The following is a 12,652-nucleotide window of genomic DNA, read 5'->3' as shown; positions in this document are numbered from 1 at the left end:
TGAACCCGGCCGCAGGAGAGAGAGCACGATGTCAGGTTTCAAGGTGATCTCGCTGACCGACCGGGCGGCGGAGCGGCTCAAGGCGATCATGGCCGATGCCGAGCGCCCCATCGCGGGGCTTCGCGTCGGCGTGAAGAACGGCGGCTGCGCCGGCATGTCCTACACGATGGAATATGCCGAGGAGCGGAAAACCGGCGAGGACGTGATCGAGGACCGCGGCGTGACCGTGTTCATCGATCCCAAGGCGGTGCTGTTCCTGCTCGGCACCGAGATGGACTTCCAGACCACCAAGCTGTCGTCGCAGTTCGTGTTCAACAACCCGAACCAGACGTCGGCCTGCGGCTGCGGCGAGTCGGTGGCGATCACGCCCGTGACGCCGGACCGGCTGCCCGCGGCGGTCTGACCGGGTTCTCCCACCCACCCCCTCATCTTGAGGGGGTGGGATGCGCTGCCTGCTTCACGCCCCCGCGATCCCGTCGAACGCCAGGCACAGGTGGCGCGGGCCCCGGAGCGACGCACCGGGCCGGTAGGGCGGCGGGTCCTCGACGAGGCGCGGATTCTGGAGCCGCTTCGCCAGAGCGACGAGGGCGACCTCGGCCTCGATCCGGGCGAGCGGCGCGCCGACGCAGTAATGCAGGCCGCCGCCGAAGCCGAGATGGCGGTTGTCGGGCCGGTCGGGATCGAAGCGGTCGGGATCGGGGAACCGGTCGGGATCGCGGTTGCCCGAGGCCAAGAGCAGCACCACGGGGGCATCCTTCGGGATCGTCACGCCGGCGATCGGGATGTCGGCGATGGCGAGCCGGGTGCGGTACTGGACCGGCGGCTCGTAGCGCAGCATCTCCTCGATCAGGCGCGGGGCGATGGCCGGATCGTCGCGCAGCCGCTGCCAGTGCTCGGGGAAGCGCAGCAGCGTCAGCACGCTGTTGGTGATCAGGTTCACCGTGGTCTCGTGGCCGGCCACCAGCAGCAGCACCGCGGTGGCGATCAGGTCGAAATCGTTCATCCGCTCGGTGTCGTCGTCGCCGTTCGCCAGATCGGTGAGGATGTCGTCCTGCGGCTCCTTGCGCTTTTTGGCGATCAGGTCGCGCAGGAACTCCGAGATCTCGGTAAAGCACTGCTCGTTCTTGGCTTGCGTCTCCTCGTCGCCGCGCTGGTTCGGCTCCAGCGCGGTCGCGAGCTGCGTCGCCCAGCCCTGGAATTGCGGCTCGTCCTCGGGGGGCACGCCGAGCAGCTTGCAGATCACCGTGACGGGCAGCGGGTAGGAGAAGTCGTCGACGAGATCGATGCGCGCCTTACCGGCGAACTTTTCGATGAGTTCGTTCGTCAGTTCCTCGGTCTCCTCGCGCATCCGCCGCACCCGCTCAGGGGAAAAGGCACGCATCACGAGGCCGCGCAGGCGGTCGTGGTCGGGCGGATCGCGGAAGATGAAGGGCTGGTGGCGCCGTCTTATCTCGGCACGGATCGGGCGGACGAACAGGTCGGTGATCGGGTGCCCGGTCCAGCGGAACTTCTGAGGGTCGGGCAGGTCCTCGGAGCTGATGCGCGGGTCCGAGACGAGGCGAGCGATCTCGGCATGGGTGCTGACGACGTAGGTGCCGTCCTCCTGCCGACAGACCGGCTGGCGCCGCAATTCGGCGAAGAGCCCGTAGGGGTTCGCCCGGTTGTCGGGGTCGAGCACCTGCTCGAACAGCGTGGTGCAGCTCACGTCACGGCTCCTCGATACGCAGGCGCGGCTGATCGACGGCGTCGGTGATCGGCGGAAACGGGGCGCGCTCGCGGATCGCCGCCGCGTAGGCCGGGAGCCAGCGGGCGCTGTCGATGGAGGCCGCCGCGACCGTGCGGCCGTCCTTCCCGTAGAGCGCCACGAAGCGACGGGCCTCCAGGGAGCCATGGACGATGGAGAGACTGTCGGCCCCGTCGGCGAGGCCGACGAGCTTGATCGTCAGCCCGAATTGCTGCGACCAGAAATCCGGCAGGTGATCGTGACGGGTCAGCCCGGCGGCGGGGCCGGCCAGCATGTTGCGCGCGGCGGCCTTGGCTTGGGCGCAGGCGTTGCCCCAGTGCTCGACGGCCACCAGCGCCTCATCTTGGTGCGGGTTCGGCCAGCGGGCGACGTCGCCCGCCGCGAACACGTCCGGGACGATGTCGCCGTTCGTGCGCAGCACCCGGCAATAGCCGTCGCAGAGCACGCCGCCCTCGTCCGCCGCGAGGCCGGAGCCTTCGAGCCATTCGACGTTGCGCACCGTGCCGATCGCCGCGACGACGATGTCGGCCTCGATCCGCTCGCCGTCTTTCAGCGTCACGCCGGTCAGCCGCCCGCCCTCCGAGTCCATCTGCTCGATCTCGGCGCCCAGCCGCAGATCGACGCCGCGCTCGATCGCGATCTCGCCGACGAGGCCGCCGAGGCGCGGGCCCAGCGCGGCTTCGAGCGGTTGGCCATCGCGCACCAGCACGGTGACCGGGATGTCGAGGTCGCGGCAGGTCGAGGCGACCTCGAAGCCGATGAAGCCGCCGCCGACGAGGACGACGCGCCGCGGCCCCGCCTTCAGCCGGGCCGAGAGCTTTTCCGCGTCGTCGCGGGTGCGCAGGGTGAACACGCCGTCGAGCGTGGCCTCGTCGGACTTCGGCCAGGGCCGGGCGCGGGTGCCGGTGGCGATCAGCAGGCGGTCGTAAGGCAGCGTGGTGCCGTCGCCGAGGCTCACGGTGCGGGCGTCGAGATCGAGGCGGTTTGCCGGCGTGCCGAGGCGGAATTCGGCGTTCAGGTCGGGATGGCGGGGCAGGGTGGTGTCGGGCGAAAAAAGCCCGCGCAGCACCTGCTTCGACAGCGGCGGCCGGTCGTAGGGCGCATGCCGCTCGTCACCGACCAGCGTCAGCGATCCGGCGAAGCCCTCAGTGCGCAGGGCCTGCGCGGCGGAGAGGCCGGCGAGCGAGGCGCCGACAACGACGATCCGCTCCGGTGCCCCGGACGGCGTTTCGCTCACTTCGTCTCTCCGGCAGCGTCCGGGTAAGCGGTGATGGCCCGCACCGGGCAGGCATGGACCGCCCGCTCGATCTCGGCCCGCGCCGCCTCGTCCGGGGAGGGGTCGTAGACCAAGGTCTCGCGCCCCTGCAGCACGAAGTGCCGCGGCGCCGCGTAGACGCACTGGGCGTAGCCCTGGCAGCGGTTGAGATCGACGACGACCTTCATGCGCGGTTCGTCCGGCTCCGGGAGCGGGGTGGATAGCCTCATGAAACGCCGCTCGCGGCCGAATGTCCCCGCCGCGCGCCCGGCGTTTTGACGCAAGCTTGAGCTAGGGCGGGCGTTGCACCAGGGCTACGGCGCCAGCCCCTCGCGGGCGAGCGCCGAGGCGCCGCGGAGCGCGGCCCAGGCGCCCATCGCCGAGCCGCCGTAGCGCTCGATGCCGGCCCGGCGCAGGATCAGCGCCGAGAGCAGGGCCTTGGGGGCGTTCGTCGCCAGCATGCCGAGGCTGGGGTTCGGCAGTCCGTACTTCTTCGAGACATAGGCGCGCGACCACGCCTGATGCCAGCGGGTGCGGAAGGTGCGGCCGGGCTCCGGCGCCGAGGAACGCCCGCGCCCGTGCAGCGCCACCGCGCCGTGGACGTGGACCAGAGCGCGGCCCGCATCGGCCACCCGGCGGCAGAGGTCGTCGTCCTCGTAGAACAGGAAGATGTTCGGGTCGAACCCGCCGAGTTCGAGGAAGAGGGCGCGCTCGGCCATCAGGCAGGCGCCCGACAGGAACGGGGCGCAGGCATCGCCCTCGGGCAGCGCGCGCACGCCCTTCGGGTTGGTGAGGTAGGGGGCGAGCAGCGAGCGCGGCTGGTAGAAGAAGCGCCCGTCCGGCTCGTGGATGCGCGGGGCGAACAGGCCGGCATCCGGCCATTCGCGCGCGGCTGCCATCAGCGCTGCCGCGGCACCGGGCTGGAGGATCAGGTCGGGGTTGAGGATCAGGACGTGGGACGTGTCCGCAGCGCGCACGCCGATGTTGTTGGCGCGGCCGTAGCCCTCGTTGCGGGCGTTCTCGATCACCTGGGCGCCGTGCGCCCGCGCCACCGCGACGGAGGCGTCGCGGCTGGCGTTGTCCACGACGAGGGTCCGCACGCCCTCGCGGGTGAGGGCGGCGAGGCAGTCGGGCAGGGCGGTGGCGCTGTCGTGGGCGACGACGACGGCGGTGAGGGTCACCAAAACCCTCCCCCCTCTGCGGGGGAGGGTGCCTGCGGAGCAGGCGGGAGAGGGGAACGCCCTCTCCGGAAGCGTCGCTCCCCTCTCCCGACCCGCTTCGCGGGCCACCCTCCCCCGCGGAGGGGGGAGGGTTCTGGCGACAGCATCACCCCTTCTTCTCGGGCAGGTTCAGCCGGATGTGCAGTTCGCGCAGCTGCTTGGGCGTCACCTCGGCCGGGGCGCCCATCATCAGGTCCTCGGCGCGCTGGTTCATCGGGTAGAGCACGACCTCGCGGATGTTCGGCTCCTCGCACAGCAGCATGACGATGCGGTCCACACCCGGCGCGATGCCGCCGTGCGGCGGGGCGCCCAGCCGCAGGGCGTTCAGCATGCCGCCGAACTTCTCCTCCAGCACATCCCGTCCGTAGCCCGCGATGGCGAACGCCTTCTCCATCACGTCGGGGCGATGGTTCCGGATCGCGCCCGACGACAGCTCGATGCCGTTGCAGACGATGTCGTACTGGAACGCCTTGATCCCGAGAATTTCTTGGGAGTCTTCCTCGCCCAGGGTGAGGAAAGCGTCGCGATCGTAGTTCGGCATCGAGAACGGATTGTGGGAGAAGTCGATGCGCTTCTCGTCCTCGTTCCACTCGTACATCGGGAAATCGACGACCCAGCAGAACGCGAACTGATCCTTATCGGACAGACCCAACTCGTCGCCGATGCGGATGCGCGCCTTGCCGGCGAGCCCGGCCGCCTTGGCCTCGGTCCCGGCGGCGAAGAACACCGCGTCGCCCGCCTTGGCGCCGGCCTTCGCGGCGATGCGGGCCTGGATGTCGGCCGGGATGAACTTGGCGATCGGCCCCTTGCCGGTGAGCGCCCCGCCCTCCTCCTCGAACACGATGTAGCCCAGCCCCGGCGCGCCTTCCGAGCGGGCCCAGTCGTTGAGCTTGTCGAAGAACGAGCGCGGCTGGCCCGCCGCGCCCGTGGCGGGAATCGCGCGCACGACGCCGCCCGACTTGATGACGCCCTTGAACGCCTTGAACTCGACCGCGTCCTCGCCGAACTCGTCCGTCACGTCGGCGATGATCATCGGGTTGCGCAGATCCGGCTTGTCGACGCCGTATTTCAGCATCGCGTCGGCATAGGTGATGCGCGGGAATTCCTTTGTCACCCGCTTGCCGTTCGCGAACTCCTCGAACACGCCGCGCAGCACGGGTTCCACCGCCTGGAACACGTCCTCCTGCGTGACGAAGCTCATCTCGATGTCGAGCTGGTAGAACTCGCCCGGGCTCCGGTCGGCGCGGGCATCCTCGTCGCGGAAGCAGGGGGCGATCTGGAAGTAGCGGTCGAAGCCCGCGATCATCGTGAGCTGCTTGAACTGCTGCGGGGCCTGCGGCAGCGCGTAGAACTTTCCGGGATGGACGCGGGACGGGACGAGATAGTCGCGCGCGCCCTCCGGGCTCGACGCCGTGAGAATCGGCGTCTGAAATTCAAAAAAACCGCCCTCGCGCATGCGGCGGCGGAGCGAATCGATGATCGCGCCGCGCTTCATGATGTTGGCGTGCAGCTTCTCCCGGCGCAGATCGAGGAAGCGGTACTTGAGCCGCGTCTCCTCCGGATATTCCTGGTCGCCGAACACCTGCAGCGGCAGCTCGCCCGCCGGACCCAGCACTTCGAGGTCGTCGATATAGACCTCGACGGCGCCCGTCGGCAGGTCCGGGTTCTCGGTGCCGGCGGGCCGCGTGCGCACGCGCCCGTCGATGCGGATCACCCACTCGGAGCGGGCGGTCTCGGCGGCCTTGAAAGCCTTGGAATCGGTGTCGATCACGCACTGCGTCAGGCCGTAATGGTCGCGCAGATCGATGAAGAGCACGCCGCCATGGTCGCGGATGCGATGGCACCAGCCGGACAGGCGGACGGTGCCGCCGACGTCGGACGGGCGAAGCGCCCCGCAGGTGTGGGTACGGTAACGGTGCATGGCGGGCTCTTGAGAATGAGGCCGGCACCATTCACGGGGAGGGGGGGAAGTCAAGGATTGTCGAATTTTCCGGCATCGAGCACCCGCGGTCGCCTTGGCGGGTTGTACAGCCCGCGCCCGGTCCGACCGGCCTCCCCGTCATTGCGAGGCGGAGCCGAAGCAATCCAGCGCTCCGCAGCGTGCGGAAGAGGCTCGTCGTCGATGACAGGACGGCCGAGGCCGCTTCGCCTTTCCTTGCATCGTCGCGCTCTGGATTGCTTCGGCTCCGCCTCGCAATGACGGCGTGAGGCGAAACCCAAGGCGATCTGCTTGATGCGGATGAGGCTTCTCGCTCGTCGAGGTACTCTCGCGGGCCTGTTTCAAAGCCGCGGATCGAGCGCGTCCGACAACCCGTCGCCGAGGCGGTTGAGCGCCATCAAGGTCACGACGAGAAACCCCGCGGGCGCGGCCAGCATCCAGGGCGCGGCCTCCAGGGCGCGGGCGCCTTCCGCGATCAGCACGCCCCAGGAGGTCGCCGGCTCCTGCACGCCGAGGCCGAGGAACGACAGAAAACTCTCCAGGAGAATCACCCGCGGCACCAGGAGCGTCGCGGCGGCGATGATCGGCCCGAGCGTGTTGGGCACGGCGTGGCGCACCAGCACCGCCCCGGTGCCCGAGCCCAGCGCATAGGCCGCGCGGAAAAAGTCGCGGTTTTTCAGGCTCATCGTCTGGGTGCGGACGATGCGGGCCATGTCGAGCCACTCGACGGCGGCCACCGCCACCAGCACCAGCCACAGGCCGGCGCGGAAGAACACCAGCAGCACGATGACGAAGAACACGAACGGCAGGGCGTAGAGTATGTCGACTACGCGCATCATCAGCGCGTCGAGGCCGCCGCCGACGAGGCCGGAGACCGCGCCGTAGGCGACGCCGAGCGACAGGGCCACGAGGGTCGCGACGAGGCCGATCAGGAGCGAGACCCGGCCGGCGACGAGGCAGCGGGTGAAGAGGTCGCGCCCGAGCATGTCGGTGCCGAGGAGGAAATGCAGCCGCCGCACGGTTGCCTCGACCACCAGCCTTTGGCCGTCGGCTGAACGTTCGAGGACGGTCGCGGGCCCGAACAGGTCGGAGCGGGGCAGGAGGACGAGGTTGCGCGGGTCGATCGGCTTCGGGGCCGTGAGCGTGAGGCGGACGCGGTCGCCCTCCCGGTGCACGTCTTCGAGGGTGACGCGCATGCGCTGGGCGAGGCGGTCGAGGGCCGGGCGGATCTCGTCGGGCGCCGGGTGGGCGGACAGGCTCGGGGTACTGCGGACGAAATCGGGATAGATCCGCTCCGGCGCGTGGCCGGTGAGGAACGGCCCGATCAGGCAGGCCAGCGCGACGGCGACGAGCGCGATCAGCGCCGCCACGGCGCCGCGGTCGCGGGCGAGCCGTCGGCGGGCGAGAGTAGTGAGCGAAGCGCTCATGCCGCCCGCATCCGCGGATCGAGCCAGGCGGCGATCCCGTCGGCGATCAGGTTGAAGGCCAGCACCAGCACGGCCACCAGCACCACCGTGCCCATCACCAGCGTGTAGTCGCGGTTGAGCGCCCCATCGACGAAGTAGCGGCCGATGCCGGGCAGGCCAAAAATGGTCTCGACCACGACCGAGCCGGTCATCAGCCCGGCGGCGAGCGGCCCGAGCGTCGCGACGACCGGCAGCAGCGCGGCGCGCAGGGCATGGCGGGCGACGCGGAACCGCGAAAACCCCATGGCGCGCTGCGTGCGGATGTGGGGCTGCACCAGCACCTCGGCGAGCGACGCGCGGGTGAGCCGGGCGATGCCGGCGGCGTGCGGGAGCGCCAGCGTGATCACCGGCAGGACGAGGTTTTGCGGGGCGCCCCCGCCCCAGCCGCCGACGGGGAGCCATGCCAGCCCGAGGCCGAAGCCGATCTGGAGCAGGGGCGCGATGACGAAGTTCGGCACCGCGAGGCCGAGGGAGGCGACCAGCCCGACGAGGCGGTCGGCGAGGCCGCCGCGGCGGAACGCGGCGAGGCTGCCGAGCGCGAGGCCGAGGGTCAGCGCCAGTACGAGCGCCAGCGCGCCCAGCGTCGCCGAGACCGGCAAGCCGCGGGCGAAGAGATCGGCCACGGTGAGGTCGCGGAAGGTGAAGGAGGGGCCGAGATCGCCCCGCGCCAGCCCGGCGAGGTAGTGGAAAAACTGGACGGGCAGCGGCTCGTCGAGGCCGTAGAGCCGGCGCAGGTTCTCCATGGCGGCGGGCGGCAGCGGCCGCTCCAGATCGAACGGGCCGCCCGGCGCCAGCCGGATCAGGAAGAAGCTGCCGGCGATGACGAGGAACAGCGTCGGCAGGCTTTGCGCCAGCCGGCGCAGGAGGAGCGCGGTCACGGATCGAGCCGGAGGTAGCGGGTCGGGGCGGCGTTGCGGATGTTCTCGTGCACGCCGTGGAGGCGCGGCGAGATCAAGGCCTTCGAGCGGTAATGCAGCACCGGAATCCAGGGCAGTTCGTCGAGCACAATGGTTTCCGCCTGGAACAGCATCCGGGCGCGGCTCGCAACGTCGCGCTCTTGAGCCGCCGCGATGAGGAGCCCGTCGAACCGAGCGTTCGACCAGCGCCCGGCATTGAACCCATCGTTGCCGGTGCGGAGCAAAAACAGAAAATTCTGCGGGTCGGAATAGTCGGCGATCCAGGACATGCGGGCGAGGTCGAAGTCGCCGCCGTCGCGCAGATAGGCGAAGTGGGTCTTGGCGTCGGTGGCGACGAAGCGGGTGATCACGCCGATGCCGCGCCAGACATCGGCGAGCGCGATGGCGGTGTTGCGGTTGTTGTCGGTGACGTTGAAGCGGTACTCGACGCTCAACGGGTTTTTCGGCCCGAACCCGGCCTCACTGAGAAGGCCCAGGGCCTGCTCCTCGCGGTCGATCGGCCCGTCGTCGCGGCCGGGCAGGAGCGGGGAGGGGAGCGCGTTGTCGAGGCCCGGCGGGCAGAACGAATAGGCCGGCGCCATGGTCTCGCCCCAGACGGCCGAGCCGATGAATTCCCGGTCGATGGCGAGCGACAGGGCGCGACGCACCCGCTCGTCGTCGAAAGGTTTTTTTCGCGTATTGATGCAGATCGCCATGAGGCCGAGCCCCGGCCCGAGCCGCACCTGCGGGCCGAACCGTGCTTTCAGCGAGGCGATCTGGTCGGCGGGGAGGTCGGCGAGCGAATCGATCTCGCCCGCCGCATAGCGGCGCACCGCCGCGGCGAGGTCGGGGGTCGGCACGAAGTCGACTTGCTCGATCGGGATCGCGCCCGCGTCGCGGAAATGTGGGTTCTTCTTCAGGCTGATGCGGTCGTTGGGCACCCAATCGATCAGCGCGTAGGGACCGTTGGTGACGGCCCGGCCGGGCCGGGTGAAGCCGTCGCCCCATTGCGCGAGCGTGGGACGGTGGACCGGAAGCGCGGTCTGATGCGTGAGGAGTTCGAGCAGGTAAAGCACCGGCTCGACCAGCACGATCTCGACGGTGGCGGGATCGGGGGCGGCGACGCCGAGCGTCTCAGGGGGCGCCTGCCCGGCATTGACGGCGGCCGCGCCGCGAATCGGAAACAGCACCTCGGCGTATTTCGCCCCCGTCTTCGGATCGAGGATGCGGCGCAGGCCGAACAGGAAATCGTCGGCCGTGACCGGATCGCCGTTCGACCAGCGCCCGTCGGGTCGGAGCGTGAAGCGGTAGGTCAGGCGGTCGTCGGAGATGCTCCAGCGCTCTGAGGCACCGGGAATGATGGTGCCGTAATTGTCGTAGGTGAGCAGCCCCTCGTAGAGATCGCGCAGGATATGCGCCTCGGCCACCGTCGAGGTCTTGTGCGGGTCGAGCGTCTCCGGGTCGGCGTCGTTGCCGCGGCGGTAGATGGGCGTACCGGCCGCCCCCACAGGCAAAGCGAGGCCGGCGGCGAGCGCCGCGCCTCCCTGCAGCCAACGGCGGCGGTCGAATCGCATTTTGGAATCAGGCGCCGGTCTCGGCGACGAGCCCGGCCGCCTCGATGCCGGCGAGCGCGCAGATCTCGTCGTTGTCCGAGGTGTCGCCGGAGATGCCGACGGCGCCGAGCAGGCGGCCTTGCGCATCACGGATCAACACGCCGCCGGCCACCGGCACCAGGGCGTCGGGGCCGACGAGGTGGCTCACCGCGGCGACGAAGTGCGGCTGCTCCTCCGCCCGCTTGGCGATGGCGCGCGAGCCGAGGCCGAGCGCCAGCGCCCCGTTGGCCTTGCCGCGGGCGATCTCGGCGCGGCGCAGCGAGGTGCCGTCCTCGGCGGCCAGGCACTTGAGGGCGCCGCGGGCGTCGTAGACCACGACGGCCAGCGGCTTCAGGTCGCGCGCGCGAGCGGTCTCGAGGGCGGTCGCCACGAGGGTCTGGGCGGCGGCGAGCGTCAGGTCGGTCATGGGGTGTCCTCGGCACATCTTCGGCGGGTGCTACAGGACATGCACCGGCGCGGGCCGCCGCGCCAAGCGGGGGGACCGGTAATCGGGCCGGTGCCGACGCAGGACCGAACGGGGAGTTTCCGATCGGATCGGCCGCTGGTACGGCATCGGGGCACGTCGAGGCGGGCGCCGGGATCTCGCGTCATGTGCGCGGATCGCCGTCGAAGATGGGGGAAGTGTCGATGCAGCCGGTGTCGCGGGACGTGGTCGAGGCCTTGGAGGCCCGGATTCGGGAGCATCTTCCGATCTCCCTCAAGGACCAGGCGTCGGACATGGCGGCGATCCTGCTGCGGGCAATGGGCGACGGGGCACGCGATCTGCAAGTCTCGGCAATCGAGGCCGACCTCGCCGGTCTCGTGGGCATCCTCCTGCGGACGCTGGGCACCGCGGCGCCCGAGAGGCGGGACAGCCTCGCCACCGTCTTCGGCGAGCGGCTGTCCCGCTTCAGGGAAACGCGCCAGCGACCGGACCAGGACGCCGAGCGGGCCGCCGCCCTCGCGGCCCTCGCGCTCCTCGTCACGGTCGGCGCGCCTACGGTCTCGTTCCACTACAAGAACCTGGGCGAGGTTCTGGTCCATTCGGGCCGCGCCGCGGCGGCGCTCCGCTGGATCGAACATGCCCGGCGCCTTCATGCGCGCGACTTTCCCGCACGCCCTCCGATGAATCGCAACGACAGGATCGTCTACGCGATGTTCCTGCGGGACGAGGCGCATTGCCATGCCGAATTGGGGAACTTCTCCCAGGCGATCGACCTCAAGCTCAAAGCGCACGCCCTGAATTCGGGCGATCCGGACTACTCCGCCATCGAAGCGTGGTCGAAAGAGCCGTCCGTCGACGAACCCGTTCACGCCGTCTCGGTCGGCGCCTACGAGCGCCTGCCCGCGCTGCTTCTCAAGACGTCGAGCATCCTGATCGCGCCGTCGCAGGATCAGGGACGCGAGATCTTCAAGCTGGACGATCCGGGCCGGGAACTGCCGAGCCCGCGGATCTTCGGCCATGTCGGGCACGGCTTCGTAAAGGAAAGTCAAGCCGCGACGTTGTCCTTGCGGCGGTTCGAGCGGGTGAGAATCTATACGGAGTACTGGAAGACGGCGGTCACCGACGATGCCGGCCGCCTGCTGCGGAGCGTCAGTTCCGGCCCTGCCGAAGTGGCCTGCCTCGCCGACCGGTGCGGCCTCGGCCAGGCCTACGCGGACCTGCCCGGCGTCACGGCGGTCGTGACCTACAACCACAACTGGCTCGAATATTATCATTGGCTGATCGAGATCACCCAACGCGTCGGCCTGCTGATCGAGAGCGGCGCGGCCTTCGACAACCTGATCGCCCCCGGCGCCGCCATGCGGAGCTATTGCCAGGAGTTCCTGAGCCTCACGGGCTTGGCCGCCAAGAACGTCCTCGACGACCAGGAGCCGATCGCGGTGCGCGCGGAGGCGGCACTGATCCCGAGCCGGCCGCGGATGATCACCGCGTTCGGCATCGATTTCCTGCGGACGCTCTATCTGGGGCGCTCGCCCGTACGGGCCGACGCGAAACGGCGGCTGCTGATCTCCCGCCGGAAGGCGAAGAATCGGCGGATCGTGAACGACGAGCAGGTTCACGATCTGCTCTCGAAGCTGGGCTTCGAGACGGTCACCTTCGAGGACATGGACGTCCGGGCGCAGGCGAAGCTGATGTCCGAGGCCGAGATCGTCGTGGCCCCGCACGGCGCCGGCCTGTCGAATGTCGTGTTCTGCCCTCCGGGCGCGACCGTGATCGAGCTCCTTCCGGTCGGATGCCCGGTCGTGTTCCAGTTTCTCAGCCAGAAATGCGACCTGGACTACGTCGCCGTGCAGTCGGACTGGTCGGGACAGGATCAGGTGGTCGATCTCGATCACCTGAGGGCGGCCCTGCGATCGACCGGCCTCTCGTAGCGGACCGTTTCCGCAGCGCAGGCCGCAGCCTTGTCGGCCGCAGCCTTGCCAAGCGCAGCGTTCCGGTACACCAAACTTCGGGGTGTCGGGCGCCGCCGCGGGACGAAATGCCCGAGGGAGTCCGGCGACATTGCGCGCCCGGACGGGCTGCACCACAAAGAGCG

At 69.9% G+C, this 12,652-nt stretch carries 11 protein-coding genes; 2 read left to right on the top strand and 9 right to left on the bottom strand.

Translation table 11 applies throughout. From position 1 onward, the window contains the following. The first annotated feature begins 28 nt into the window (after positions 1-28). The gene (locus ASG52_RS00880; protein WP_056237721.1) at positions 29-403 is read left to right on the top strand and encodes a HesB/IscA family protein; all 375 of its coding nucleotides are present in this window, start codon (positions 29-31) and stop codon (positions 401-403) included. A gap of 54 nt (positions 404-457) precedes the next feature. On the opposite strand, the gene ASG52_RS00875 is transcribed toward ASG52_RS00880, so the two are convergent. From ASG52_RS00875 to ASG52_RS00835, 9 genes are all read right to left on the bottom strand, one after another. Further along, entirely contained in the window at positions 458-1,705 is a 1,248-nt protein-coding gene (locus tag ASG52_RS00875; protein WP_056237719.1) for a cytochrome P450, read from the bottom strand. Between the two features lies 1 nt (position 1,706). Further along, a complete protein-coding gene (locus ASG52_RS00870; protein WP_056237715.1) occupies positions 1,707-2,981 on the bottom strand; it encodes an NAD(P)/FAD-dependent oxidoreductase in 1,275 nt (424 codons plus the stop codon). After that, a complete protein-coding gene (locus ASG52_RS00865) occupies positions 2,978-3,187 on the bottom strand; it encodes a ferredoxin (protein ID WP_056237710.1) in 210 nt (69 codons plus the stop codon). Before ASG52_RS00865 ends, ASG52_RS00870 begins: the two co-directional genes overlap by 4 nt. 126 nt (positions 3,188-3,313) lie before the next feature. Then, positions 3,314-4,183, bottom strand: coding sequence for a glycosyltransferase family 2 protein (locus ASG52_RS00860; protein WP_056237707.1), 870 nt, complete (start codon positions 4,181-4,183; stop codon positions 3,314-3,316). A 142-nt stretch (positions 4,184-4,325) separates the two neighbouring features. Then, positions 4,326-6,140 carry an aspartate--tRNA ligase gene (gene aspS / locus ASG52_RS00855; protein ID WP_056237704.1) on the bottom strand — a complete coding sequence of 605 codons (1,815 nt, stop codon included), beginning with the start codon at positions 6,138-6,140 and terminating at the stop codon, positions 4,326-4,328. A gap of 359 nt (positions 6,141-6,499) precedes the next feature. Further along, entirely contained in the window at positions 6,500-7,585 is a 1,086-nt protein-coding gene (locus ASG52_RS00850) for an ABC transporter permease (RefSeq protein ID WP_056237700.1), read from the bottom strand. Then, positions 7,582-8,502: an ABC transporter permease gene (locus ASG52_RS00845; protein WP_056237698.1), complete on the bottom strand. Its 921-nt coding sequence runs from the start codon at positions 8,500-8,502 to the stop codon at positions 7,582-7,584. Before ASG52_RS00845 ends, ASG52_RS00850 begins: the two co-directional genes overlap by 4 nt. Next, positions 8,499-10,094, bottom strand: a complete 1,596-nt coding sequence (locus ASG52_RS00840) for a peptide ABC transporter substrate-binding protein (protein ID WP_056237691.1) — start codon at positions 10,092-10,094, stop codon at positions 8,499-8,501. The genes ASG52_RS00845 and ASG52_RS00840 overlap by 4 nt, the downstream gene beginning before the upstream one ends. A gap of 7 nt (positions 10,095-10,101) precedes the next feature. After that, the gene (locus ASG52_RS00835; protein ID WP_056237688.1) at positions 10,102-10,539 is read right to left on the bottom strand and encodes a GlcG/HbpS family heme-binding protein; all 438 of its coding nucleotides are present in this window, start codon (positions 10,537-10,539) and stop codon (positions 10,102-10,104) included. Positions 10,540-10,760: 221 nt separating this feature from the next. Between ASG52_RS00835 and ASG52_RS00830 the strand changes: the two genes are divergently transcribed. Then, the gene (locus ASG52_RS00830) at positions 10,761-12,488 is read left to right on the top strand and encodes a glycosyltransferase 61 family protein (RefSeq protein ID WP_056237685.1); all 1,728 of its coding nucleotides are present in this window, start codon (positions 10,761-10,763) and stop codon (positions 12,486-12,488) included. The last annotated feature ends 164 nt before the right edge of the window (positions 12,489-12,652 follow it).

Source organism: Methylobacterium sp. Leaf456 (assembly GCF_001425465.1).
Taxonomy (GTDB): Bacteria; Pseudomonadota; Alphaproteobacteria; order Rhizobiales; family Beijerinckiaceae; genus Methylobacterium.
This window is presented reverse-complemented; position numbering and strand designations above follow the sequence as displayed.

Coding starts and splice junctions, on each gene's coding strand:
- ASG52_RS00880 (WP_056237721.1), top strand. CDS start 29: ATGTCAGGTTTCAAGGTGATCTCGCTGACCGACCGGGCGGCGGAGCGG.
- ASG52_RS00865 (WP_056237710.1), bottom strand. CDS start 3,187: ATGAAGGTCGTCGTCGATCTCAACCGCTGCCAGGGCTACGCCCAGTGC.
- aspS (WP_056237704.1), bottom strand. CDS start 6,140: ATGCACCGTTACCGTACCCACACCTGCGGGGCGCTTCGCCCGTCCGAC.
- ASG52_RS00850 (WP_056237700.1), bottom strand. CDS start 7,585: ATGAGCGCTTCGCTCACTACTCTCGCCCGCCGACGGCTCGCCCGCGAC.
- ASG52_RS00840 (WP_056237691.1), bottom strand. CDS start 10,094: ATGCGATTCGACCGCCGCCGTTGGCTGCAGGGAGGCGCGGCGCTCGCC.
- ASG52_RS00835 (WP_056237688.1), bottom strand. CDS start 10,539: ATGACCGACCTGACGCTCGCCGCCGCCCAGACCCTCGTGGCGACCGCC.
- ASG52_RS00830 (WP_056237685.1), top strand. CDS start 10,761: ATGCAGCCGGTGTCGCGGGACGTGGTCGAGGCCTTGGAGGCCCGGATT.